We start from the raw sequence: 23,556 nt of genomic DNA, 5'->3' as shown, positions 1-23,556 counted from the left end.
TCTGTGCCATATCGGGGCCGGTCGGCCGGGCGCGGATTCAGTAGGCTCGCCGCCATGACCGGCCTCACCACCTGGCAGGACGAGATCGACATCGTCCTCGACCGTCTGCGCGACTTCGAGCTGCCCGCCGATTTCCCGTTCGATTACTCCGCCGATTCGCTCGACGCTCTGGAATCGGAGCTGATCGCGCGCGGGGTGCCCGGCGGCAGCTTTCTCGAATCGGCGACGGCCTATGTGGGCGAGGCATTCCGGCGGGCCGGCGGCGGCCGGTGGGACTGGGATTCCCGCGATGACATGCCGGTCCTCGCGCCGGCCGGCGCGGGTCCGGCGATCGCTCCCTTGCGGTTGCTTTCCGCGGCCGTACGGGAAAAGTCCGCGCACGTTCTCCGCGAGGCTCTGGAAAGGTGGGCCGCCGCGGGGGAGGCCCCCGTGGCCGCGCCCGCGCCCGCCGTCGATCCCTGGCTCGCCGACTGGCTGGCCGCCCGCGCCGCCGCGTTCCCGTCCTGGGTGGCCGAGACCGGCCGCGCGGAAGCCACCTGGGATTTCTCGCCGGAGTCGCTGACCGCCCTCGAAGAGGTGATGGCCGAGCGACCCGACTTCACGTCGTCCTTCGCCGACGGCGCGGTCTGGTACTTCGGCGAGGTGACCCGCCGCAGTTGGGGCACCCGGTGGAACTACGTTCCGGGCACGCCCGGCCCCGGCGACCCGTGGTCCGGCCGGCCGTACGTGAAGGTCGACGACGGCAACGCCACGGTGCCGATCGCGATGCTCAAGCACAGCGTGAAGCGGGGCGAGCCCGGCTACCTGGTCGGCGAACTGTCGGGATACTGGCAGTGATCACTCTTGGTGCGTAAGGGGGTACCGCCGGTTGGCGGGTGATAGTTAGCCTGCCTGGCATGGATTGCGCGGTGTGCGGCTTTGCCAACGACCCCGCGGCGGCCGTCTGTGCCCGCTGCAACGCCACGCTGACCGCGCCCGCCTTCGTGCCGGCCGGGCCGGCGCCGACCACGCCGATGGCCTATCCCGGCGCGCCGCAGCAGTCGGGGCCGCCGCGCCGCAGCCCGCTCGTGCCGATCCTGATCGGGTTCGCCGTCGTGCTGTTCCTCGCCGTGATCGGCGTCGGCGTGCTGCTGTTCCGGCAGAGCCGCGCCGACGACCCGGTCGCCCTGCCGCTGCCGACCACCACGACCGCCGTCGGCAAGTCCGACCAGGCGGCGCCGGACGCGCGGCAGCAGGCCGAGGTGATCAACGCGATCCTCGACCGCAGCGCCGCCAGCCGGGCCAAGCTCAACCAGGCGATCGACAAGGTCAACCGCTGCACCCAGCTCGACGCGGCGCTGGCCGACATGCAGAAGGTGGGGGAGGAGCGCAACGGCCAGATCGCCGACCTCGACGCCGCCGACGTCACGGCCATCGACTCCGGCGAGCTGCGGTCCACGCTGAAGTCCGCGCTGCAGGCCGCGCTCGGCGCCGACCAGCAGTTCGTGGCCTGGGCCGAGCCGACGGTCAAGGGCGGCTGCGCCAACACGGCGGCCCGCAAGGCGGCGTACACGAAGTCGCAGGAGTACTCGAAGCAGGCGCAGGCGGCCAAGAAGAAGTTCGTCGGCCTGTGGAACCCGGTGGCGACGCCGCTCGGCTTCGAGGCGCGGACCACTCAGTACATTTAGCTCTTCCTGGTTCGCAGCTCCACGGCCGCGCGGACCAGATCGGCGTTGCTGCTCGCCACGGCGCCGCCGGGTAGGCGTACGGAATCCTCGAAGCCCACCCGCGTGTCGTGACCGCGCCGGAAAGCGTCCGCCACCAGGGGCCAGGTCCAGTCGTTCATGCCGTGCGTGAGCCGGGGGCAGGTCGAGCCGGCCGCGTCCAGCGCGTCGTTCACCTGCCGCGCCAGGTCGGTGGGCTCGCCGGTCAGGAAGTAGGGTTCGCCCGGGTCGAGCTCGATGCTGACCCGCTGCGCCTGGGGGAGCAGGCCGGACGCGACGAGCGCGCCCATCTCGACCGGCGCCCACAGCCCGACGTCGATGCCGACACCGGTCTCGAGCATCGCCGCCATCACCCGTTCGAAGCCCTCCTCGGAGAGGTTGACCGTCGCGCAGTCGACGCCCTCCCACTCCCGGATCATCGCGATGCGGTCGGCCACGCCGGGCACGATCCACGCGCCGGTGGTCAGCCCGATCTCGGCGGCGATGCCCTCCTCGGCGGCGGCCGCGCGCACCTCGCGGCAGGTCTCGTTGACGACGGCCGGCTCGAGCGTCTCGGCCCCGGCGTCGTCGCGCACGTGCAGATGGACGCCGGTGGCGCCGGCCCGGAAGCACTCGCGCAACTCGGCCAGCAGCTCGGCCCGCCCGACCGGCATGGCCGGGTGGCGGTCCTTGCCCCACGGCCCGTTGGGTGTCACCTGAAGCAGCACGCCTTCATTGTTCTCCGGACGCTGTTGCGAAGAAACCTTTGCAAAGATATCTTGTCATCATGGCCGAGCTGACCGACATCGATGCGCTGAAGGCCCTCGCGCACCCCCTGCGGCAACGACTGCTGACCTGGCTCCAGCGCAACGGGCCGGCCACCTCGGCCGACCTCGCCACCGCCTTCGGCGAGGACCGCGGCGCGACCAGCTACCACCTGCGGCAGCTGGCCCGGTTCGGCTTCATCGCCGAGGACGCCGCGCGCTCGGCCGGCCGGCGGCGCTACTGGCGGGCGGTCCCGCAGGACATCCGCCTCCCGCGCGCGCCGTCGTCGCCCTCGGTGGCCGCGGCGGCGGAGGAGATCGGGCGGCAGTGGTTCACCCGGTCGCAGGACGAGCTCATCGCGTACCTGGGGAATCGGGAATCGTTCGGGGAGTTCGCCCTGGCGGCCCAGCACTCGTACGGCGGCACCGCCCTCACCCCCTCCGAGCTGGCGCAATTCGGCGAGGAGTACATCGCGCTGCTCAGCAAGTGGCACCGGACGCCCGCCGAGGCGTCGCCCGGCAGCCGGCACGTCGCCGTCGTCTTCCACGCCTTCCCGACCCCATGAGTTTGTGGCGCAACCGCGACTTCGTCGCCGTCTTCTCCGCGCAGCTCGTGTCCACCCTCGGCGCCACCGTGACGAGCACAGCCATGCCCCTGCTCGTGCTCGTCACCACCGGCTCGCCCGCCGACGCCGGCCTGGTCGGCGCCGCCGGCACGCTGCCCTTCCTGATCGCCAACCTGCCGGCCGGCCCGCTCGTCGACCGCTGGAACCGCCGCACGGTCCTGCTGGTCAGCGAGATCGTCGCCGGCCTGGCCCTGGCGACCGTCCCGCTCGCCCTGTGGTGGGGCCGCATCACGGTCGCCCACCTGGCCGTGGTCGCCTTCGTGCAGGGCCTGTGCGCCGTGTTCTTCGGCCTGGCCGAGCGGGCCGCATTGCCGCTGATCGTGCCCGCGGCTCTGTTGCCGTCGGCGGTCGCCCAGAACGAGGCCCGCTCCCGGGGCGCCGGCCTCATCGGGCCGCCGCTGGGCGGGTTGCTGTTCGGCATCGGGCGCGCCGTCCCGTTCGTGGCCGACGCCATCTCGTACCTCCTCTCCGCCCTTGGTCTGCTCTTGGTCCGCAAGGACCTTCGTGCCTCGTCGCCAGTTGAACCGCTGTGGCGCTCGGCGCTCGACGGGCTGCGCTGGGTGTGGCGAAATCCGCTGGTGCGCGCGGCGATCCTGCTGCTGACCGTCAGCAACTTCGTCTTCCAGGCCCTGGTGCTGGTGATCGTCGTGCTGGCCCGCGACCGAGGCGCGTCGTCGGCGGCCGTCGGCGTGATGCTCGGCATCTACAGCGCCGGGGGTTTCGTGGGGGCGCTCGCCGCCACCCGGCTGCATCGCTGGTTCCCGGCCCGCGCGGTCATCATCGGCGTGACCTGGGTGTGGGCTCTTCTGCTGCCGTTCTTCGCGCTCCCCGGCGGCGGTTTTCTCCGGTTAGGCCTGCTCGGCGCGGCGTGCGCCTTCGTCGGCCCGCTGTGGAACGTGGTCCTCATGACGTACGCCGCCGTGCTCGTCCCCAACGAGCTGATGGCCCGCGTGATGGCCGCCGCGATGACCCTGACCTGGGGTGTGATGCCGTTGGCTTCGCTGGCGGCCGGGTGGTTGCTGACCGTCTCGGGCGCGGTCCCGTCGGTGCTGGCGTTGTCGGCGGCCATGCTCGCGGCGGCGGTGGCCGGGTCGCTGAGCCCCGCCGTCCGCCGTGCGCCGGTGTTGGAGAATGCGTGACATGATCACCTCGCGGGTTTCGCCGCTGTTGGTCCTGGTGCTGCTCGCGGGGTGCGGCCACCCGGCCCGCCCGGCCCCGACCCAGCGTCTGTCCGTCTGCGTGGCGCCGGGCCCGTCCCATCCCACCGATCGGGTGACCATCGAGTTCCGCCAGGCCGGCGCGGTTGTCGCCTCGGGCTCGATCCCGGTGGGCGGGGTGTTCGCGGCCCCGGTCCCGGCCGACGCGGCGGTCGACGCCTATGCGGACGGTGTGTTGGTCGGCTCGAAGCCGGCGGGTGGGGGAGACGTTTATCTGAGCGAGGCGGGGTGCCCGGATTCGCCGTCCTGACCTTTTGGTGTCGCGGCTTTCAGCTCCGGGCGGTCACGGCTGCCATCGGTGCGAGGCGGGCTCGTGTCGCTGGGATGTGGGTGTTCGCAGGCTTTGACGAGGGCCTGCTGGCCGCGCTTGGCGGGGCGCGAGACATGGGTTGTGGATGGCGGCTCGAAATTGTCGTACCCGCCTGGTTAAGTCGCCCCCACCCAAGAGGGCGGGGGCGGGCGAGCTGGGCGGGCTGGGCTGGCTGGGCTGGCTGGGCTGGCTGGGCTGGCTGGGCTGGCTGGGCTGGCTGGGCTGGCTGGGCTGGCTGGGCTGGCTGGGCGGGCCGCGCCGGCTGGGCGGGCCGCGCCGGCTGGGCGGGCCGCGCCGGCTGGGCGGGCCGGGCTGGCTGGGCTGGCTGGGCGGGACGAGCTGGGCTGGCTGGGCTGGCTGGGCGAGTTGGGCTGGCCCGGCCGAGTCGGGCGGCCCAGACGAGATCAGGGTTCGCGGTTCACCCGTCGGCGGGACCGGCCGCTGAGCAGGCCAACCGCTGCCAGAAATAGCCCCTGGGCGGATCCCAGCATCTCGAGGCCAGCTGCTCAAAGCTCCGAATTGGACGCGGCAAGGCCAACACCGTCGCCACGACCGACGTCCCGCGGGCGAACCGCGTCGGTCAGGACCCGCAGGCCGCCCCAGGCCCCCAAAGCTGCCCCTCGCCTGACTATCATCCCGATGTATCGGCTCGATATATCGATGCGGGGGATCACGGATGAAGCTGATCGACTACGACACCGAGCAATACCAGCACTACGCCCGCGGCCGCGCCCTGGGCGACGACCAACTGCGGGTCTGGCTGGATGCGTTTGCCGCCGCCCTGCCGGAGCAGCGGCCGCTCACCGGCCTCGACGTCGGCTCCGGCACCGGGCGGTTCACCCCGGCGCTGGCGGAGCGGTTCGGCCCGGTCGCCGGCGTCGAGCCGGCGGCGCGGATGCGGGAGATCGCCGAGGCCGACGCGCGCCACCGGGACGTCCGCTACCTCGCGGGGTCGGCCGAGGACCTGCCGGCGGACGACGACAGCGCCGACTACGTCCTCATGTTCCTCTCCTGGCATCACGTCGAGGACAAGCGGCGCGCGGCGCGGGAGCTGGCTCGGGTGGTGCGGCCGGGTGGGCGGCTGCTGCTGCGCGCCAACTTCAGCGACCATCACCCGCGGCCGTGGTGGCTCGATCATTTTCCGGGCGGGTGGGAGATGGACGCGGCGATCTTTCAGCCTCTGCATGAAGTCATCGCCACCCTGACCGGGGCGGGCTGGCGCGTCGCGCATTTCGGGACGGTCACCGAGCCGTCCGCCGGGACCCGCGAGGACATGCTGGAACGGCTGCGGCTGCGGACGTTCTCGTTCTTCGGGCGGCTCGGCGACGACGATGCGGAGGCCGGACTGCAAAGCATCGAACGGCTCGTCGCCGCGGAGCCGGGTGTGGCGGCGCCGGTGTTCGCCGAGACGTTGTTGACGCTGGAACTACCCTCCACGTCATGAAAGCTGATCTCCGCAACTATCTCGACGAGGGCCGCGAGGCTCTGCTGTGGAAGCTGGAAGGCCTCGGCGAGTACGACATCCGCCGCCCCCTGACGCCGACCGGCACCAACCTGCTCGGTGTGGTCAAGCACGTCGCGAGCGTGGAGTCCGAGTACTTCGGGGTGGTGTTCGGCCGGCCGTTCCCCGAGGACATCCCGTGGATCAAGGACGGCGCCGAGCCCAACGCCGACATGTGGGCCACCGCCGACCAGTCGAAAGACGACATCGTGGGCCTCTACCGCCGGGTGTGGGAGCACTCGAACGCGACGATCGAGGCGCTGCCGCTCGACGCCACCGGCCACGTTCCGTGGTGGGACGAGGGAAATGTCGTCACGCTGCACCTGATTCTCGTGCACATGATCGCGGAGACCCATCGGCACGCCGGCCACGCGGACATCGTGCGCGAGCTGATCGACAAATCGGCGGGCGTACGCGCGAACGGCAGCAACCTGCCCGACGAGGATCAGGCCTGGTGGCAGTCCTATCACGCCCGCCTCGAGAAGACCGCTGAGACGTTCAGGAACGAGTGAGGCGCTCCCGCTGCGGGATGACCGTGTACTTCGGGTCGCGAGCCGAGGCCATGCCGCCCTCGAAGATGCCGAACCGGGTCAGGGCCGAGGCGGTCAGCAGCGACAGGCCGGAGAGGGCCGAGATCACGCGGCTGCGCTTGCCGAGGACGGCGCCGGCCACGCCCGCGGCGGTCAGCGCCCGGCCGGCCCGCAGCAGGCGGCCCGCGCGGCCGATGGCGTACGGCTCGCTCAGGATGCCCTTGGTCGTCTCGATCCGGTGGGCGCCGTAGAGCTCGAGGGCCGCGCCGAGCACGGCCATGCGGCGGGCCGGTGGCGCCGGATCGGCGATCAACCCGATCCCGGCGCCGCTGGCCAGGGCGCTCCCGGCGAAGACGAACGGCAGTTCCGGGTACGCCGCGTGCCAGCTCGGCGTCGCGGTGTCGGCCAGCAGAACGGCCGTGTAGGTCGCCACCACCGGAGCGATCGCGGCGGCGCCCAGACCGGCCGCCGCGCCCACCGGCGGCAGCACCCGGCGCGCGAGCTTCGAGGGCACCAGCGGCGCCGCCTCGGCGATCGCCGCGGTCCCGGCGGCCACGCCGAACACCGACAGCGCCCATGTGCCCATCGACATCGGCGAGGTCGGCTTCGCGACCCGCAGCATGTGGTGGAAACGCTCGGGCCGGCCCAGGTCGGCGACCAGGAAGTAGCCGCTGGCGGCCAGCGCGCCCAGCGCCGCCACCCGGCCGGCGCGCCGGGTCCGCGAGCGCCCGGTGGCCTGGCCGCCGGCCGCGAGCAGCGCCGACCCGGCCGCGAGCCCGCCGGTGAACAGGTAGGCGGCGACGTCGTGCGTCCACGGCGCGGGCCGCACGATCGGCCGGCCGTAGTACGACTTGAACTCCGCCTTGGGAACCATCGGCCGATCGCCGCGTGGGCTCATGAACGTCCTCCGAGGAACGAGACGACGACCGCGGCGGCCATGGTCAGCGCCGCGAGACCGGCCCGCTTCCACATGTCCGGCAGGTCCTTCGTGGTCACGATCGGGTCCGGCGGCAGACCGTACACCTCGGGCTCGTCGAGTAGCAGGAAGAACGCGCCGTCCCCGCCGACGCCGTCGTTGTCGTCGTGCCCGTACAGTCGCGCCGACTCGACGCCCTCGGCCTGGAGCTTGGCGACCCGGTCGTCGGCCAGCGACCGCAGCACGTCGAGCTCGCCGTACTGGATCGACTCGGTCGGGCACGCCTGCGCGCAGGCCGGCGTCTGCCCCTCGCCGAGGCGGTCGTAACACATCGTGCATTTCCAGGCGCGCCCGTCGCCCTCGCGACGGTCGATCACCCCGTACGGGCAGGCGGCCACGCAGTATCCGCACCCGTTGCAGATGTCCTCCTGCACCACCACCGTGCCGAACTCGGTGCGGAAGAGCGCGCCGGTCGGGCAGACGTCGAGGCAGCCCGCGTGCGTGCAGTGCTTGCACACATTGGACATCATCAGCCAGCGGAAGTCCGGTTTGTCCGCCCCGGGCATGCCGAGGAAAACGGTGGATTTTTCCACAGGTTGCTCGATAAAGGCGACATGGCGCCACGAGTTCGCCGACAGGCCGCCGGTGTTGTCGTAGGACTGGCCCAGGAGGTCGAAGCCGTCGTCGGGCACGCCGTTCCAGGTCTTGCAGGCCACCTCGCACGCCTTGCAGCCGATGCAGACCGAGGTGTCGGTGAAGAAGCCCATCCGCGGCGGCGCGTCGGTGTACCCGGCGTCCGGCGCGGGATCGAGCGGTCCGAACAGGCTGTTACTCATCGGCGTCGTCCCTGGAAGCAGCAAGCGGAGTGGTCACGACCGGCGTGTGGTGACCGGGCACGAGACCGGCCCGGCGGCGGTACTCCGCAACGTACGCCAGCAGGGCCTTGCCGGTCGGCCGCCGGCCGGGCTGGATGTCGCAGGTGCCGACCTTGCTCTCCTGGATCAGCACGTTCGGGTCGAGCGTGATGCCGATCAGGTCGTTCGCCGAGTCGCCGGTGACCAGGCCCTCCGAACCCCAGTGGTAGGGCAGCCAGATCTGGTGGATGGTGTGGCCCTCGATCCGCAGCGGCGTCAACCGGGACGTGACCAGCACCCGCGCCTCGATCGCGGCCCGGCCCGTGACGATGTGCGCCCAGCCCAGGTGCTCGAGACCGCGCTCGGCCGCCAGTTCGGGGGAGACCTCCACGAACATCGCGGGTTGCAGCTCCGAGAGATAGGCGAGCTGCCGGCTCATGCCCCCGGCGGTGTGATGCTCGGTGAGCCGGCTGGTGCTGAAGACGTACGGGAAGACCTCGCTGTACCGCTCCGGCGGGCTCGGGTTGGTCGGGTTGTCGTCGCGGTCGTAGACCTTCCGGGTCGGGTTCGCCTGCTGGCCGTAGAGCGGGTTGCGCACCCGCGACTCGGCCGGCTCGTAGTGGGTCGGCAGCGGCCCGTCGATCAGCCCGCTCGGCGCGTAGAGCCAGCCCTTCCCGTCGCCCTGCATGATGAACGCGTCGTCGCCGGAGATCGCCGCCACGCCGGACGCACCCTCGGGCGGCCGGTACGAGGGCGGCTTCGTCTTCTCGAAGTCGGGCACGTCCTCACCCGTCCACTCCCCGGCCGCGCCGGCCGAAGGGTCCCACCACACGTACTTCTTCCGCTCCGACCACGGGTTGCCCTCGGGGTCGGCCGAGGCCCGGTTGTAGAGCGTGCGGCGGTTGGCCGGCCACGCCCATCCCCACTCGGGCGCGACCCAGTTCTGCTCGCGGCCGGGCTTGCGGCGGTTGGCCTGGTTGACCCCGTCCTTGAACACGCCCGTGTAGATCCAGCAGCCGCCGCTCGTCGAGCCGTCGGCCTTCATCTCGTTGAACGACGAGAGCAGCGTGCCGGACGTCAGGTCGTACCCGTTGATCTCCTTGAGCACCATCTCCGAGGAGGGCTCGTCATCCCCGTACGACCAGGTCAGGTTCTTGATCCCGTGATCGCGCGGCAAAGTCGACCCGGCCAGCCTGGCCCGGATGCGCCGGCCGAGGTGGTAGAAGAACCACAGCTCGCTGCGCGCGTCGGCCGGCGGCTCGACCGCCTTCTCGCGCCACTGCAGCATGCGCTGGGTCTGGGTGAACGTGCCCTCCTTCTCGGCGTGCGAGGCCGCGGGCATGAAGAAGACCTCGGTCTTGCAGCGCTCGGGGACGATCTCGCCGGTCTCCCGTTCCGGACTGTTCTTCCAGAACGTGGCGCTCTCGATCATGTAGAGGTCGCGGACCACGAGCCAGTCCAGGTTGGCCATGCCGAGGCGCTGGGCGCGGCCGTGCGCCGAGCCGACCGCCGGGTTCTGGCCGAGCAGGAAGTACCCCTTGATCTTCCCGTCGATCATGTCGAGCGCCTGGCGGTAGGTGCCGTGGTCACCGGTCAGCCGGGGCAGCCAGTCGTAGCCCCAGTCGTTCTCCGCCGTCGCCGCGTCGCCGAAGTACGCCTTGAGCAGGCTCACCGCGTACGACTCCGCGTTCGACCAGAAGCCCTTCTGCCCCGGGTGCCGGATCGAGTCGACCCACTTCGAGAACGTCTCGTGCTTGTCGGCGTTCGGCATCGGCAGGTAGCCGGGCAGCAGGTTGAACAGCGTCGGGATGTCGGTCGAGCCCTGGATGCTGGCGTGCCCGCGGAGCGCGAGCACCCCGCCGCCGGGCCGGCCCATGTTGCCCAGCAGCAGCTGGATGATGGCGCCGGTGCGGATGTACTGCACGCCGACGCTGTGCTGCGTCCACCCGACCGAGTAGACGAGCGCGGTCGTGCGCTCCCGGCCCGAGTTGCTGGTCCAGGCCTCACAAACTTCGAGGAACTTCTCCGGGGGTACGCCGCAGAGCCGCTCGACGACCTCGGGGGTGTACCGGGCGTAGTGCCGCTTGAGCACCTGGTAGACGCAGCGCGGATCCTTCAGCGTCGGGTCCCGCGGCACGTCGGCCGGCACCGGCGCGCCGTGCGATTCGTGCCGCATCGGCTCGGCCGTCTCCGGGTCCGGCTCGTGGCGCTGGTCCATGCCCTCGTAGGCCCAGCTCGACGAGTCGTACGTGTTGGTCTCGGGGTCGTAGCCGGAGAACAGCCCGTCCAGATCCTCGGTGTCCTGGAAGTCCGCACTCACCAGCGTCGACGCGTTGGTGTACGCCAGCACGTACTCCCGGAAGTCCTTCTCGTTGCTGAGGATGTAGTTGATCACCCCACCCAGGAACGCGATGTCGGCCCCCGCCCGCACCGGCACATAGGTGTGCGCCAGCGCGCTGGTCCGGGTGAACCGCGGGTCGACGTGGATGACCTTGGCGCCCTTGTTCTTCGCCTCGACCACCCACTGGAAGCCCACCGGGTGCGCTTCCGCCATGTTCGAACCCTGGATGATGATGCAGTCGGCGTTGGCCAGATCCTGAAGGAAGCTGGTGGCCCCGCCACGGCCGAAGGAGGTTCCCAGACCGGGAACGGTGGCGGAGTGTCAAATACGGGCCTGGTTCTCGATCTGGATCGCGCCGAGCGCCGTGAACAGCTTCTTGATCAGGTAGTTCTCTTCGTTGTCGAGCGTCGCCCCGCCCAGGCTCGAGATGCCGAGCGTGCGATTCAGCTTTCGGTGTTCGGAATCCTCGTCCTCCCAGGTCGCCTCCCGCGCGGCGAGGACCCGGTCGGCGATCATGTCCATCGCCGTCTCGAGGTCGAGCCGCTCCCACGCGGTGCCGTACGGCCGCCGATAGAGCACGTGCCGCTGCCGGCGATCGCTGGTGACGAGGCTGAGGCTGGCCGAGCCCTTGGGACAGAGCCGCCCTCGCGAGATCGGCGAATCCGGGTCGCCCTCGATCTGCACGATCTGCTCGTCCTTGACGAAGATCCGCTGCCCGCACCCGACGGCGCAGTAGGGGCACACGCTTTTCGCGACCCGATCGGCGGTCTCGGTGCGGGCTTCGAGCGTCCTGGAGCGCTCCGACTGAGCGGCGGCGCCACGGCCCAGCGGATCGGTACCGGTCAACTGCCGATAGACCGGCCAGCCCTCGATCCAGGTCCGCACACCCACGGCTCCGACCCTAGTCGCTCTCGCCGCACCCCGCACGGCACGCGACACGCAAACAAAGGTGGCGCCGGCCGAGGGAGTGAGCGGAGGCGGACGGGAATCGAACCCGCCTGGCCCGGATGCCGGGCCACAACGGTGTTGAAGACCGCGAGGGGCACCAGCCGCCTGAACGCCTCCGCCGCTCACCATAGCCGGGCGGAAGCGTGGAAGAGTTGGTGGGTGACGATCGCTGCGGTCAAGAGGCTCACTCAGTACGCGCACGGCGGCGGCTGCGCCTGCAAGATCCCGCCGGGGGAGCTCGAGTCGGTGGTGGCGGGGCTGGTCGGGGACGACGCCGGGGACGAGCTGGTGGTGGGGCTCGACGACGGGGACGACGCGGCCGTGGTGCGGATCGCGAACGGGCAGGCGGTGGTGGCCACGGCCGACTTCTTCACGCCGGTGGTGGACTCCGCGTACGACTGGGGGCGGATCGCCGCGGCCAACGCGCTCTCCGATGTCTACGCCATGGGCGGGGTGCCGGTCGTGGCGGTGAACCTGCTCTGCTGGCCGCGCGACGTGCTGCCGATGGAGCTGGCGGGCGAGGTGCTGCGCGGTGGCCTCGACGTCGCGCGCGCGGCCCGGTGTCACGTCGCGGGCGGGCACAGCGTGGACGATCCGGAGCCCAAGTACGGCATGGCGGTCACCGGCGTCGCCGACCCGGCGCGGCTCATGCGCAACGACGCGGGGCGGGCGGGGGTGCCGCTGACGCTCACCAAGCCGCTGGGCATCGGGGTGCTGAACAGCCGGCACAAGGCGACCGGCGAGGTGTTTCCGCAGGCCGTGGCCGCGATGACGACGCTCAACCGGGAGGCTTCCGAGCAGGCTCTGGCGTACGGCGTGGTCTGCGCGACGGACGTGACCGGTTTCGGGCTGCTCGGCCACCTGCACAAGCTCGCCCGGGCCAGCGGGGTCACCGCCCGGATCGACCCGGCGGCGGTCCCCTACCTGGACGGGGCGCGCGAAGCGCTGCGGGACGGGTTCGTCAGCGGCGGGACCCGGCGCAACCTCGACTGGGTCCGTCCGCACCTCGACCCGGGCGGCACGAGCGAGGACGAGCTCCTGCTGCTGGCCGACGCGCAGACCTCGGGCGGGCTGCTGGTCGCGGGCGAGATCCCGGGGCACCCGGTCGTCGGGGAGCTGCTGGCTCGGCGGGACGACGGGACGACGTTGATCGTCGGCTAACGTCCTGGCCGGGCGGGCCGGCGACGGCCGGGTGCTGCGCGCGTCCGGGGTCGAGTCCGAGTCGGAGATCGCCTACTCGGCGTTGCAGCAGCTGTGCGCGCCGCTGCTGGGTCATCTCGACGCGCTCGCGCCGCCGCAGCGGGCCGCGCTGGCAACGGCGTTCGGCCTGGCCGCGGGCGATCCCCCGGAGCGGCTGCTGGTCGGCCTCGCGGTGCTGGGGCTCCGCGGTCACGCTCGGCTTCGTGGCCCGCCGCCTCTCGGCCGAGTCCGTGGCGCTGGTCTTCGCCACCCGGGGCGACGAGCAGATCATGGCGGGCCTCCCCGAGCTGCTGGTCGAGGGCCTCGCCGCCCCCGACGCCCGCGCCTTGCTGGACTCGGTCCTGACCGGGCCGGTCGATCCGCTCGTACGGGATCGGATCGTCGCCGAGACGCGCGGCAACCCGGGTGCGCTTCCCGCATCCGCTGATGCGGTCGGCCGCCTGGCGTTGCGGCACCCCGGCCGAGCTGCGGGCGGTGCATGCGGCGCTGGCCGAGGTCACCGATCCGGTACGGGACCCGGACCGTCGCGCCTGGCACCGGGCGCACGCCGCGGCCGGTCCGGACGACGACGTCGCCGCCGAGCTGGCGGCGTCGGCCGGGCGCGCGCTGGCCCGCGGCGGCTGGTCGGCGGCGGCCGCGTTCCTGGAACGGGCGGCCGAGCTGACCCTCGACCCGGCGCGGCGGGGCGCCCTGCTCGTCTCGGCCGCCGGCGCCCGGGCCGACGCCGGCGCGTACGACCAGGTCTCGGGTCTGCTCGGGGCGGCCGAGCTGGCCCCGCTCGACCCGTTGCAGCAGGCCCGCGTGGAGCGGCTGCGCGCGCAGGTCACCTTCCTGCTGCACCACGGCCGGGCGGCCGGCCCGCCGCTGCTCGAGGCCGCCCGCAAGCTGGAGACGCTCGACCCGGCGGCGGCACGCGACACCTTCCTCATGGCGATCGGCGCGGCCATGTACGCGGGCCGGTACGGCGGCGGCGACCTGCGGGTGGCCGCGTCGGCGGCCCGGGGCGCGGGCGGTGACGACTTCCCGGCCCGGCTGCTGGCCGGGCTCGTGTCCTTCGTGCTCGACGGCCGCGACCACGCTGTCCCGCTGCTGCGGGGCGCGCTCGACGTGGCCCACGACGGCGGCCTGATCTGGCTGGCGGCGGCCGTGTCCCACGAGCTGTTCCGGTTCAACCTCGCCTATCGGATGAGCGAGCGGGCCGTCCGGGCCGCCGCCGACCGGGGCGCTCTCGCCGAGCTGCCGGCCGCGCTGGCCATCCGGGCGAACGCGCTGATCGACGCCGGCCGGATGGCCGACGCCGCCGGCCTGATGGACGAGATCGACGCCGTCACCGAGGCCACCGGCGCGTCGGTCTATCAGCTGTCCCGGCTCAACCTCGCGGCCTACCGCGGGCCGGGACCGGTGGCCACCGAGCTGTTCGAGGCGAAACTGCGGGACGCCGCCGAGCGCGGGGACGGCCGGCTGCACACCGTCACCCACCTGGCCCGGGCGATCCACCTCAACGGCGTCGGGGAGCACGAGCGGGCGATGGCCGCGGCGCGCGAGGTGATCGCGTACCCGGAGATGGCGCTGCCGCACTGGGGGCTGCGCGAGCTGGTCGAGGCGGCCGCGCTGGCCGGGAATCGCGAGGTGGCGGCCGAGGCGCGGGACCGGCTGGCGGAGCGGACCTCGGCCACCCCGACCCCGCCGGCGCTGGGCGTGCAGGCCCTGGCCGACGCGCTGGCCGGGCCGCCCGGGCGGGCCGAGGAGCGCTACCGGGAGGCGGTCGACCGGCTCTCCGCGACCGAGTCGGCGACGCACGGGCATCGGGCGCGGCTGCTGTTCGGGGAGTGGCTGCGGCGGGAGGGCCGGCGGGCCGAGGCGCGGGCCGAGCTGCGCGTGGCGTACGAGGCGTTCGCCGGGATGGGGGCCGACGTCTACGCCCGGCGGGCCGGCCGGGCGCTGTCGGCGGCGGGAGAGACGGCCCGCCGGAAGGACACCGGCATGCTCGGCGAGCTGACCTCGCAGGAGGCGGCGATCGTCCAGCTGGCCGCCACCGGGCGGACCAACCCGGAGATCGGGGCGGCGCTGTTCCTCAGCCCGCGCACGGTCGAATGGCACATGCACAAGATTTTCGCGAAGCTCGGGATCGGGTCACGCCGGGAACTGGCCGACACCGTCCGTGACCGCTGACGCCAGGCACGGCCGGCACGCGCGGCCCGTGGTCCACTCGGCATAGACGTCCTCATCGGCGGTTTCCTCGTCCGGGTTCCACAAACCCGACCGAAACGGGAGCACGTCGCCGGTCCCGCGACGGCCACACAGCGTCATCGGGGGCCGCCGGGACAAATGACGGAGCTCATCCCGTACGAGATAGAGATCGTCGAAGAAGACGCCGGATCGGGGACCGAGCAGGATGTCGCGGGCCGGGTCGTGGAGGGCGTGCCAGGTCACCTCGTCCGGGTCGATGACGATCGTGACCGGCACGAGCTCACCGGTCATTGCCGGCCGGCCGGACGGGCGGCCGCGGGACGGCTCCCCGGCCGGGGCTGCCCGTGCACCCGACCGGTCCACCGCCGGATAGAGATCCTCGAGCACGCTCCCGACGACCGTGCTGTACCACGCGTACCGCTCGGAACCGTCCGGGAACCGCACGGTGGCCAGCCATCGCCCCATGCGGAACAGACTATTCCGCGTTCGCCTCGACCGGCGCCGGCGACGGCATCTTGGTGATCAGCGGCAGCGCCAGGGACGCCAGTGCGATGGCCGCGAGCACCGTGAACGGCAGCGTGTAGCTCTGGTTGTCGGCCTCGTAGAGCGCGGCGGTCAGGAGCGGGCCGACCACGCCGCCGATGCTCCACGCGACGATCATCGCCCCGTACACCGCACCGGCATTGGGGGTTCCGAAGTAGTCGGCCGCGGTGGCCGGCATCGTCCCGAAACCGCCGCCGTAGGCGAGGTAGATCAGGGCCGCGAACACGCAGAACAGGGCGAACGACGCCGCGTACGGGAGGAAGGCGAAACAGACCGCCTGGAGCCCGAGCATGCCGAGGAACGCCGGCATGCGCCCGATCCGGTCGGACAGCCAGGCCCAGAAGATGCGGCCGCCGCCGTTGAAGAGGCCGAGGACGCCGACCATGGTGGCGGCGGTCGCGGCCGAGACCTTGGCGATGTCCTCGGCGGAGTCGGCCGCCTGCGAGATGAAGCCGATGCCGCAGGTGACGTTGAGGGCGAGGATCGCGGTGAGCATGTACCACTGCTTGGTGTGCAGCGCCTCGGACAGCGTGTAGACCCGGGTGCCGGCGACCGCACGGCCGGTCGAGGCGGCGACGAAGCCGGGCACCTCGTAGCCGGCCGGCGGGTTCCGGAAGAACGTGGCGCCGACGACCCCGGCGATCAGGTAGGCGATGCCGAGCGGCAGGAACACGCTGGTCTTGTCGGCGGTGCCGCCGAGCAGCGTCTTCGCGACCGGCGCCGTGATCACCGCGCCGAAGCCGAAGCCGGCGACCGCGATGCCGGTGATGAGCCCGCGGCGGTCCGGGAACCATTTGGCGAGCATGGCGATGGGGGTGATGTAGGCGGCGCCCAAACCGATTCCCCCCATCACGCCGTACGTGAGGACCAGCAGCCAGAGCTGGCCCGGTGACGACACGAGCGACGCCAGGATGGTCCCGGCCGAGTAGAGGGCGACGCCGCCGAACGCGACCGGCCGGGGCCCGTACCGGTCCTGGATGCGCCCGCCGATCAGGCTGCCGATGAAGATCGTGCCGATCGCCACCTCGAACGGCAGGACGGCCTCGGTCTTGCTCCAGCCGAACTCCGCCTGAAGCGGCTTGTTGAACACGCTCCACGCGTAGACCGCGCCCAGCGCGAGCTGCACGAGGACGGCGGCCACCACGATCCACCAGCGGCCGCGAGTCGCATTGACACTCCTCGAAGACTCCATCCCCCGCGTCTGCCCGGCCGCGAAGATCGCCAAACGTCGATATCGACGGCGTCCGGCCGAGATGCGCACGATGACCGCGTCGTCGCCGGCGGACGCGGCGCGGAACAGGTCGGCCACCGCCGCGAGGGACGCGCCGTCGAGGAACGCGGCGATCCGGTGGACGTCGGCGGGCGGAAGCGTGCCGGCCATCCATTCGTCGTCGGCTAAGCTGCCGCATCTGTGAAGCCTCGTCGCCGGTTCGTGCCGGTCGTCGTCATTCTGGCCGTGGCGCTGGCCGGGTGCCGGTCCGGCTCGTCCGCGCCGTCTGCCGCCTCCGCGTCCGCCGCCGGGTCCTCAGCCGCCTCGTCGTCGTCGCGCCCGGCGCCGGTCGTGAGCGGGCAACCGGCGGCCGCTTCGTCCACGAGCGCGGCGCCTCCGGGACCGGACGGGTCGCCCGGATCGGCCGCCGCCCCGGTGGGGCCGGTCATCGCGGTCGCCGACCCGCGCGCCGGGCGGGTCGCGGGCGCCGAGCTGGGCGAGGCCGCGGCGCTGCCGGCCGCGCGGCTGCTGGCCATGCCGGCGCCGACCGGGGCGGGGGCGGTGCCGCGCGGCACCCGGCCACCGCTGATCTTCCACGGGCCGCGGGACCGCAAGCGGGTGGCGTTGACGTTCGACTCGAACATGACCGACGCCATGCTGCGGCGGCTGGCGGCCGGGAAGGTGCGCTCGTACGCCAACGTCGCCGTCGTCGACGAGCTCCAGCGGGCCCGCACCCCGGCCACCTTCTTCCTGGCCGGCAAGTGGGTCGAGGCGTACCCGCAGCTCACCCGGCGGCTCGCCGCCGACCCGCGGTTCGAGCTGGCCAGCCACTCGTGGGCGCACGAGGGCTTCCACGCGCCCTGCTACGGCCTCGGCACGATCGCCCCGGCCGACATGGCCGCCGACGTCGAGCGCTCGTTCCAGGTGCTGGCCCGGTACACCGACCACCCGACGCGCTACTTCCGGTTCCCCGGCGGCTGCTACGACCCGGCGGCGCTGGCCGCGATCGCCCCGGCCGGCTGCACCGCGGTCGAGTTCGACGACGTATCCGGCGATGCTTTCGGCGGCAACGCCAAGCGGATCGCCGACGACACGGTCGCGCAGGCGAAACCGGGCTCGATCGTGGTCCTGCACATCACCGAGGCCAACGCGCCGCAGACGGCGAAGGCCCTGCCCCAGATCATCACCCGGCTGCGGGCCGGCGGCTACGAGCTGGTCACCCTCAGCGCGCTGCTGACCTGACCAGCTCGGACAGCGCGGGCCACAGGTCCGGGGCGGCGCCGACCGTGAGCTCGGTCGAGTAGTCCGGCCCGTGGCCGCCGAGCACCACGCCGGCCTCCCGCGCGATGAGGGCGCCGGCCGCGATGTCCCACAGCTTCGTGTCGAGGGCGACGCCGCCGTCGAGCCGGCCGGCGGCCTGGTAGACCAGGTTGAGCGCGGCCGGGAGGCGCCGGATGTCGCCGGACTTCGGGAGCAGCTCCCGAATCATCCGGCCGGCGCGCTCCTTGGTCGCCGGACCGGGCTGGAAGCTGACGCCGACCAGGGCCTCGCCCAGCGGCGGGCCGCCGGACACGGAGATCGGCTCGCCGCCGAGGAACGCGCCGCCGCCGTCCACCGCGCTGAACGTCTCGCCCGCCGCCGGATCGTGCACGACCGCCACCCGCGGCCGCTGCGCCTCGTCGTAGAGCGCGATGCACACCGACCAGGGCCCGCTGCGGCTGATGTAGTTGCGGGTGCCGTCGAGCGGATCGATGATCCAGGTCCACCCGCTGGGGCCGGCGTGGCCGTGACCCTCCTCGGCCTGGATGGCGTCGTCCGGCCAGGCCGCCTCGATGGCGTCCACGATGAGCCGCTCGCTGGCGATATCGACATCGGACACGACGTCGTTGGCGTGTGCCTTGGGCGCGCCGACCTTGAGCGTGTCACGCCGGTCGATCTGCAGCCGGCCGGCCCGCTCGGCAAGACCGGCGGCCAGATCACGCGCCGCGACAAGATCTCTCTCCATTGCCGCCACGCTAGCGGACGTCGCTCAGACCGCTCACCGGATCATGAAGGCGAAACCGGCCGCCGGCCCGTCGTCGGTCCCGCACCGCTCCGCGCGGCTCACGGCAAGGCCAGCCAGGTGTAGATGTCCCCGTAGATGTCCGGCCCCGGCAGGTGGCCGCCCTCGTAGACGTGTCCCTCGGCGCCGGGGATGGTGGCCAGGAGCCACTCCGCGTGGTCGGCCGGCACGTTCGGGTCGGCCGTTCCGCGCCAGATCGCCGTCGGCACGGCGATCGACGCCGGGTCGAAGCCCCACGGCCGGGCGAACGCCAGGCTGTCGTCGGCCCACCCGTCCATCCCGTCCACGAAGGTCGCCCGGATGCGGGCCATCGCGTCGGGGTCGGTGCGGGCCGGCGGGCCGGGCTCGGCGGGAAACTCGGGGCCGCCGGCCTCGATCGCGGCCAGGATGGTGGCGGCCCGGTCGGCCAGGCGGCCGCGCAGCGCCGATTCGGAGAGTGAGGGGCCGGCGGCCTCGGCGGGCTTGGCGGGATCGGCCGGCTTGATGCCGGAGAGCACCGCGCACCGGGTGACGCGCTCGGGGATCAGCGCGGCGCAGGCCAGGGCGTGCGGCCCGCCGCCGGAGCCGCCGAAGGCGGCGAACCGGGACCAACCCCGGGCGTCGGCCAGGGCGGCGGCGTCGGCGGCGGCATCGGCCACGGTGCGGCCGGGGTGGCGGGTGGACCCGCCGTAGCCGGGGCGGTCATACACCAGCAGCCGTACGGGACCCCGCTCCATCCCCTCGACCTGGACCGGTCGCTTCCACCGGCTGCTGGGCGAGCCGCCGTGCATGATGACCGGAAGTCCGCCGGGCGGCCCGTACAGGCAGTACCGCAGGACGCGGCCGTCGGGGAGCGGCAGGTCGTGGTCGGGAGGCAGCGACATGCCTAGATCCAAGCAGTCGCCAGCCACGCCGCCACGGCGGCCATCAGCAGCAGCGCGATGTTCAGGCCGATCAGGCGGGCCTCGCCGCGGGACACGTGCACCACGATGCCGCCGACCTGGATCAGGACCAGGCCGATGGCGGCGACCAGGGCCAGCGCCGGGGCGATGCCGGTCAGCGGGGGCAGGATCAGGCCGGCGGCGCCGAGCACCTCGAGGACGCCGATCGTGCGGACCAGCCGCATCGGCATCCGGTCGACCCACCCCATCATCGGCAGTAGCCGCTCGCGGGACTGCACCACCTTCTTGCCGCCGGCGTAGACGTAGAAGACGGCGAGCAGCCCCCCGACGATCCAGTACGCGATTTCCACAGCGACTCCTTGACCAGGACGGTTACCGAACGTAAGAAGCCACATGATGCGGCACTATTGACGCGCGTACAAAAGGCACACGTGTGTGCGTAGGGCACAAGGGGCTGTCATGTCGGAGTACGAGCACACCTGCATGATCCGCGGGGACGGCGGCCGGACGATCCGGGCGATCCTCGACCAGATCTGCAACAAGTGGACGCTGCTGGTGGTGGCGACCCTGGAACGGGACACGCTGCGCTTCACCGATCTGCACCGCCAGGTGCCGGGCATCTCGCAGCGGATGCTGACCCTGACCCTGCGCAACCTCGAACGGGACGGCCTGGTCGCGCGGACCGTGCACGCCGAGGTGCCGCCGCGGGTGGAGTACGCGCTGACGCCGATGGGCCGCAGCCTGCTCGCGCCCGCGCTGGCCCTGGCCGGGTGGGCGATGGAGCACGTGCCGCACATCGAGGCGGCCCGCGCGACCTATGCGGGCGGCCGGGACAAGGCGGGCGACCGGGAAAAGGCGGCCGACCGGGAAAATGCGTTGCCGCCGAATGGCAAGAAAGCCTAACGTCATCGGCATCGGGGGTTCAGAAAGACTTTTCGGAAGGCCGTTTCCATTCGGCGGCCACATCCGGCGCGCGCCCCTCACTGCCGTGCCGAAGCCGGCCGGCGGGTGCTACCCCCGCCGGCCGTGAACCCTTTCCCCGGAGTGATGCTTTGACGGCGATCTATCAAAATCCGCTGCACTATCTGCTCGGGCTCGAGGGTCTCGCTCTCCTTCGGGCGTACGGGGGCGACTACGACCAGGGGTTCGCCGAGGAGCGCGTGGCCGAGATCCGCCGCCTGCTGACCGAGCCCGGGCTGGCGCACGACGGCGTCACCGTGGGCACGGTCGACACCCGGTCCGGCTACCGGGTCTGGTCCCGCACCTACGACCAGCCCGGCAACGGCCTGTTCCCGATCGAGGAGCCGTTCGTCCACGAGGTCGTCGACGCGATCCCGCCCGGCGTCGCGCTCGACGCCGCCTGCGGCACCGGCCGCCACACCGCCTACCTGGCCGCCCGCGGCCACCGGGTGATCGGCGTCGACAGCTCGCCCGACATGCTGGCCCGCGCCCGCGAGCGGGTCCCCGGCGCCGAGTTCCACGAGGCCCCGCTCGACGCGCTGCCGCTGCCGGACGACCACGTCGACGTCGCCGTCTGCGCGCTCGCCCTCGCCCACCTGCCCGACCTGCGACCGGCCTTCGCCGAGCTGGTCCGGGTGCTACGGCCCGGCGGCAGCCTCGTGGTGACCGACATCCACCACGAGATGGTCCTGCTCGGCTCGGTGCCGCACGTGCGCACCGACGCCGGCGAGCCCCGGCTCATCCCGTCCTACCGGCACCGCGCCAGTGACTACCTCGGCGCCGCGCTGCCGGCCGGCCTCGAGCTGCGGCGCTGCGAGGAGCCCCGGCTCACCGACGAGACCGGCCCGCGGGCGCCGATGGCCGCCACGGTCGAGGCCGGCGAGTGGGACATGTGGCCGTGGACGCTGATGGCACAGGCGCCGTCCGCACACGGCGGCGTCTTCGCCGGCGCGCCCGGCGCCGTGCTGTGGCACTTCCGCAAACTACCCTGAGCGGCATGCCCGAGCTGGTTTTCGAGCGCGTCCGGCCTGCGGGCCCGGAGGCGCTGCTGCGCGACTGGCGCGACATCCACAACCTGATCATCCCGACCGCGCCGCTCGCGCCCGAGGAGGTCGAGGAGCGGGCCGGCCGCAACCGCCTCGAGGTGGCCTACCTGGACGGGGAGCGGGTCGGCAACTCGACCGTGCGCCCGCCGACCGCCGACACGGCCGCCACCGTGATCGCCCGCGTCCTGCCCGACCGGCGCGGCCACGGCCTGGGCGAGCAGATCTACCAGCGCGCCCTGGCCGCGGCCCACGACCTCGGCGCCGAGGCGATCGAGACGGTGGTGCTCGCCTCCAACGAGGACGGCCTGCGCTTCGCCCTGCGGCACGGCTTCGTCGAGATCGAGCGCTACGTCCTGCCCGGCGACACCATCCCCTTCGTGGACCTGCGGCTGGCCTCCGGATAGCCTCATGATCGTGGCAAATCGCGCGTTCGGCACGGTCGCGGCGCCGGGGCCCGGTGCGGCTCGCCGTGGATGATCCGCGCCGGCGGGTGCCGCGTACCGACGTCGTCCTCGCCGATCCCCGCCTGGCCGAAGCCGCCGCCCGGCTCGGCCGCGCCGCCGTCAAGGCCGCCGTGAGCGCCGCCCAGCAGCGGGCCCGGGCCGGCGACCTGCCGCCCGAGGCGGTGGCCGACGCCGCGGTCGCCGCGCTCCCCGGGACGGCCGGGGGACTGCGTCCGGTCCTCAACGCGACCGGCGTCGTGCTGCACACCAACCTGGGCCGGGCCGCGCTGTCGGAGGCCGCGATCGCGGCGATCCGGGCGGCGGCCGGCCACACCGACGTCGAGCTCGACCTCGCGACCGGGCGGCGGGCCCGGCGGGGGCGGACGGCCATGCGGGCGCTGCACGACGCGGTGCCCGAGGCGGGGGACGTGCACGTCGTCAACAACGGGGCGGCGGCGCTGGTGCTGGCCGCGACCGCGCTGGCGGCGGGCAAGGAGATCATCGTCAGCCGCGGCGAGATGGTGGAGATCGGCGACGGCTTCCGCCTGCCCGAACTGCTCGAGTCGACCGGCGCCCGGCTGCGCGAGGTCGGCACGACCAACCGCACGTCCACCGACGACTACCGCAAGGCAATAAACCCCGAAAAATCGGGATTCATTCTGAAGGTGCATCCGTCGAACTTCGTGATCAGCGGATTCACCGGTGACGCCAAAATCGAGGAACTGGCCCGGCTCGGACTGCCGGTCGTCGCCGACATCGGCTCCGGACTCCTGCGCCCCGACCCGCTGCTGCCCGACGAGCCGACCGCGTCCGAGTCCCTGCGCGCCGGCGCGAGCCTGGTCACGGCCAGCGGCGACAAGCTGCTCGGCGGGCCTCAGGCGGGGCTCGTCCTGGGCGAGGCCGGCCTGGTCGAACGCCTCCGCCGCCACCCCCTCGCCCGGGCGCTGCGGGTCGACAAGCTCACCCTCGCCGCCCTCCAGGCCACGCTCACCGGCCCCGGGACGCCCACCTGGCGGGCGCTGCGGGCGGACCCGGACGAGCTGCGGTCCCGCACGGACCGCGTCCGCGAGCGCCTGGCCGAGGCGGGCGTCGAGGTCACCCTGGTCGAATCGACGGCGGTGGTGGGCGGCGGCGGTGCACCCGGCGTCCGGCTTCCGTCGTGGTCACTCTCACTCCCGCAGCCGTACGCGGAAAGCCTCCGCGCCGCCCCCCGACCGGTGGTGGGCCGGGTCGAGCGCGGCCGCCTGCTCCTGGATCTGCGCTGCGTCCCGCCGTACGCCGATGGTGATGTGATCTCCGCCGTTCTCGCCGTCGCCCAGCAGGCGGAGTAGG

At 72.8% G+C, this 23,556-nt stretch carries 24 protein-coding genes and 1 tRNA gene; 15 read left to right on the top strand and 10 right to left on the bottom strand.

Going from position 1 to position 23,556, the window contains the following annotated elements; genetic code table 11:
* Nucleotides 1–54 precede the first annotated feature (54 nt).
* Together ACZ6TB_RS43075 and ACZ6TB_RS43070 are read left to right on the top strand one after the other, a co-directional pair.
* Nucleotides 55–837: a hypothetical protein gene (locus ACZ6TB_RS43075; protein WP_465565768.1), complete on the top strand. Its 783-nt coding sequence runs from the start codon at nucleotides 55–57 to the stop codon at nucleotides 835–837.
* 59 nt (nucleotides 838–896) lie between these two features.
* Nucleotides 897–1,667 carry a hypothetical protein gene (locus ACZ6TB_RS43070; RefSeq protein ID WP_465565765.1) on the top strand — a complete coding sequence of 257 codons (771 nt, stop codon included), beginning with the start codon at nucleotides 897–899 and terminating at the stop codon, nucleotides 1,665–1,667.
* Here ACZ6TB_RS43070 and ACZ6TB_RS43065 read toward each other — a convergent pair.
* On the bottom strand, nucleotides 1,664–2,410 hold the full coding sequence (locus ACZ6TB_RS43065) for a 3-keto-5-aminohexanoate cleavage protein (protein WP_465565762.1): 747 nt from the start codon (nucleotides 2,408–2,410) through the stop codon (nucleotides 1,664–1,666). The two genes, ACZ6TB_RS43070 and ACZ6TB_RS43065, sit on opposite strands and share 4 nt — an antisense overlap.
* Before the next feature lie 59 nt (nucleotides 2,411–2,469).
* On the opposite strand from ACZ6TB_RS43065, the gene ACZ6TB_RS43060 reads away from it, so the two are divergent.
* From ACZ6TB_RS43060 to ACZ6TB_RS43035, 6 genes are all read left to right on the top strand, one after another.
* Nucleotides 2,470–3,012 (top strand): ArsR/SmtB family transcription factor, encoded by a 543-nt coding sequence (locus ACZ6TB_RS43060; protein ID WP_465565759.1) that lies wholly within the window; start codon nucleotides 2,470–2,472, stop codon nucleotides 3,010–3,012.
* A complete protein-coding gene (locus ACZ6TB_RS43055; protein ID WP_465565756.1) occupies nucleotides 3,009–4,211 on the top strand; it encodes an MFS transporter in 1,203 nt (400 codons plus the stop codon). The genes ACZ6TB_RS43060 and ACZ6TB_RS43055 overlap by 4 nt, the downstream gene beginning before the upstream one ends.
* 1 nt (nucleotide 4,212) lies before the next feature.
* Nucleotides 4,213–4,539, top strand: coding sequence for a hypothetical protein (locus tag ACZ6TB_RS43050; RefSeq protein WP_465565754.1), 327 nt, complete (start codon nucleotides 4,213–4,215; stop codon nucleotides 4,537–4,539).
* A gap of 145 nt (nucleotides 4,540–4,684) precedes the next feature.
* A complete protein-coding gene (locus ACZ6TB_RS43045; protein WP_465565752.1) occupies nucleotides 4,685–5,044 on the top strand; it encodes a hypothetical protein in 360 nt (119 codons plus the stop codon).
* A 231-nt stretch (nucleotides 5,045–5,275) separates the two neighbouring features.
* Nucleotides 5,276–6,043 carry a class I SAM-dependent methyltransferase gene (locus ACZ6TB_RS43040; RefSeq protein ID WP_465565749.1) on the top strand — a complete coding sequence of 256 codons (768 nt, stop codon included), beginning with the start codon at nucleotides 5,276–5,278 and terminating at the stop codon, nucleotides 6,041–6,043.
* Entirely contained in the window at nucleotides 6,040–6,612 is a 573-nt protein-coding gene (locus ACZ6TB_RS43035) for a DinB family protein (RefSeq protein WP_465565746.1), read from the top strand. The genes ACZ6TB_RS43040 and ACZ6TB_RS43035 overlap by 4 nt, the downstream gene beginning before the upstream one ends.
* On the opposite strand, the gene nrfD is transcribed toward ACZ6TB_RS43035, so the two are convergent.
* The 4 genes from nrfD to ACZ6TB_RS43015 all read right to left on the bottom strand — a co-directional run bounded on the left by nrfD (nucleotide 6,599) and on the right by ACZ6TB_RS43015 (nucleotide 11,806).
* Complete coding sequence (gene nrfD / locus ACZ6TB_RS43030; protein WP_465565742.1) at nucleotides 6,599–7,528, bottom strand: NrfD/PsrC family molybdoenzyme membrane anchor subunit; 930 nt, start codon at nucleotides 7,526–7,528, stop codon at nucleotides 6,599–6,601. The two genes, ACZ6TB_RS43035 and nrfD, sit on opposite strands and share 14 nt — an antisense overlap.
* Nucleotides 7,525–8,382: a 4Fe-4S dicluster domain-containing protein gene (locus ACZ6TB_RS43025; RefSeq protein WP_465565739.1), complete on the bottom strand. Its 858-nt coding sequence runs from the start codon at nucleotides 8,380–8,382 to the stop codon at nucleotides 7,525–7,527. The genes nrfD and ACZ6TB_RS43025 overlap by 4 nt, the downstream gene beginning before the upstream one ends.
* Nucleotides 8,375–11,632: a formate dehydrogenase gene (fdh, locus tag ACZ6TB_RS43020; protein WP_465565736.1), complete on the bottom strand. Its 3,258-nt coding sequence runs from the start codon at nucleotides 11,630–11,632 to the stop codon at nucleotides 8,375–8,377. The genes ACZ6TB_RS43025 and fdh overlap by 8 nt, the downstream gene beginning before the upstream one ends.
* Before the next feature lie 80 nt (nucleotides 11,633–11,712).
* Nucleotides 11,713–11,806, bottom strand: a tRNA-Sec gene (locus ACZ6TB_RS43015).
* Nucleotides 11,807–11,848: 42 nt separating this feature from the next.
* Here ACZ6TB_RS43015 and selD point away from each other — a divergent pair.
* Together selD and ACZ6TB_RS43005 are read left to right on the top strand one after the other, a co-directional pair.
* Nucleotides 11,849–12,850, top strand: coding sequence for a selenide, water dikinase SelD (selD, locus tag ACZ6TB_RS43010; RefSeq protein WP_465565733.1), 1,002 nt, complete (start codon nucleotides 11,849–11,851; stop codon nucleotides 12,848–12,850).
* Between the two features lie 465 nt (nucleotides 12,851–13,315).
* Nucleotides 13,316–15,061 carry a LuxR C-terminal-related transcriptional regulator gene (locus tag ACZ6TB_RS43005; RefSeq protein ID WP_465565731.1) on the top strand — a complete coding sequence of 582 codons (1,746 nt, stop codon included), beginning with the start codon at nucleotides 13,316–13,318 and terminating at the stop codon, nucleotides 15,059–15,061.
* Here the strand turns inward: ACZ6TB_RS43005 and ACZ6TB_RS43000 are convergent.
* A complete protein-coding gene (locus ACZ6TB_RS43000) occupies nucleotides 15,023–15,544 on the bottom strand; it encodes a hypothetical protein (RefSeq protein WP_465565728.1) in 522 nt (173 codons plus the stop codon). The genes ACZ6TB_RS43005 and ACZ6TB_RS43000 overlap by 39 nt on opposite strands.
* Nucleotides 15,545–15,554: 10 nt before the next feature.
* The gene (locus ACZ6TB_RS42995; RefSeq protein WP_465565725.1) at nucleotides 15,555–17,003 is read right to left on the bottom strand and encodes an L-lactate MFS transporter; all 1,449 of its coding nucleotides are present in this window, start codon (nucleotides 17,001–17,003) and stop codon (nucleotides 15,555–15,557) included.
* A 30-nt stretch (nucleotides 17,004–17,033) separates the two neighbouring features.
* Here ACZ6TB_RS42995 and ACZ6TB_RS42990 point away from each other — a divergent pair, with 30 nt between their 5' ends.
* Nucleotides 17,034–18,074 (top strand): polysaccharide deacetylase family protein, encoded by a 1,041-nt coding sequence (locus tag ACZ6TB_RS42990; RefSeq protein WP_465565722.1) that lies wholly within the window; start codon nucleotides 17,034–17,036, stop codon nucleotides 18,072–18,074.
* Here the strand turns inward: ACZ6TB_RS42990 and ACZ6TB_RS42985 are convergent.
* The 3 genes from ACZ6TB_RS42985 to ACZ6TB_RS42975 form a co-directional block, all read right to left on the bottom strand.
* Nucleotides 18,055–18,837, bottom strand: a complete 783-nt coding sequence (locus tag ACZ6TB_RS42985; RefSeq protein ID WP_465565719.1) for an inositol monophosphatase family protein — start codon at nucleotides 18,835–18,837, stop codon at nucleotides 18,055–18,057. The genes ACZ6TB_RS42990 and ACZ6TB_RS42985 overlap by 20 nt on opposite strands.
* Before the next feature lie 98 nt (nucleotides 18,838–18,935).
* A complete protein-coding gene (locus ACZ6TB_RS42980; protein WP_465565716.1) occupies nucleotides 18,936–19,757 on the bottom strand; it encodes an alpha/beta fold hydrolase in 822 nt (273 codons plus the stop codon).
* Between the two features lie 2 nt (nucleotides 19,758–19,759).
* Complete coding sequence (locus tag ACZ6TB_RS42975; RefSeq protein ID WP_465565713.1) at nucleotides 19,760–20,125, bottom strand: DoxX family protein; 366 nt, start codon at nucleotides 20,123–20,125, stop codon at nucleotides 19,760–19,762.
* A 109-nt stretch (nucleotides 20,126–20,234) separates the two neighbouring features.
* Between ACZ6TB_RS42975 and ACZ6TB_RS42970 the strand changes: the two genes are divergently transcribed.
* From ACZ6TB_RS42970 to selA, 4 genes are all read left to right on the top strand, one after another.
* The gene (locus tag ACZ6TB_RS42970; protein ID WP_465565710.1) at nucleotides 20,235–20,678 is read left to right on the top strand and encodes a winged helix-turn-helix transcriptional regulator; all 444 of its coding nucleotides are present in this window, start codon (nucleotides 20,235–20,237) and stop codon (nucleotides 20,676–20,678) included.
* Nucleotides 20,679–20,827: 149 nt separating this feature from the next.
* The gene (locus ACZ6TB_RS42965) at nucleotides 20,828–21,727 is read left to right on the top strand and encodes a class I SAM-dependent methyltransferase (protein WP_465565707.1); all 900 of its coding nucleotides are present in this window, start codon (nucleotides 20,828–20,830) and stop codon (nucleotides 21,725–21,727) included.
* A gap of 5 nt (nucleotides 21,728–21,732) precedes the next feature.
* Nucleotides 21,733–22,185: a GNAT family N-acetyltransferase gene (locus ACZ6TB_RS42960; RefSeq protein WP_465565704.1), complete on the top strand. Its 453-nt coding sequence runs from the start codon at nucleotides 21,733–21,735 to the stop codon at nucleotides 22,183–22,185.
* A gap of 65 nt (nucleotides 22,186–22,250) precedes the next feature.
* The gene (gene selA / locus ACZ6TB_RS42955) at nucleotides 22,251–23,555 is read left to right on the top strand and encodes an L-seryl-tRNA(Sec) selenium transferase (protein ID WP_465565701.1); all 1,305 of its coding nucleotides are present in this window, start codon (nucleotides 22,251–22,253) and stop codon (nucleotides 23,553–23,555) included.
* Nucleotide 23,556: the final 1 nt, after the last annotated feature.

The organism is Actinoplanes sp. NPDC051537 (assembly GCF_055586105.1).
The sequence above is the reverse complement of the archived record's forward strand: the minus strand, read 5'-3'. Positions and strand labels throughout refer to the sequence as shown.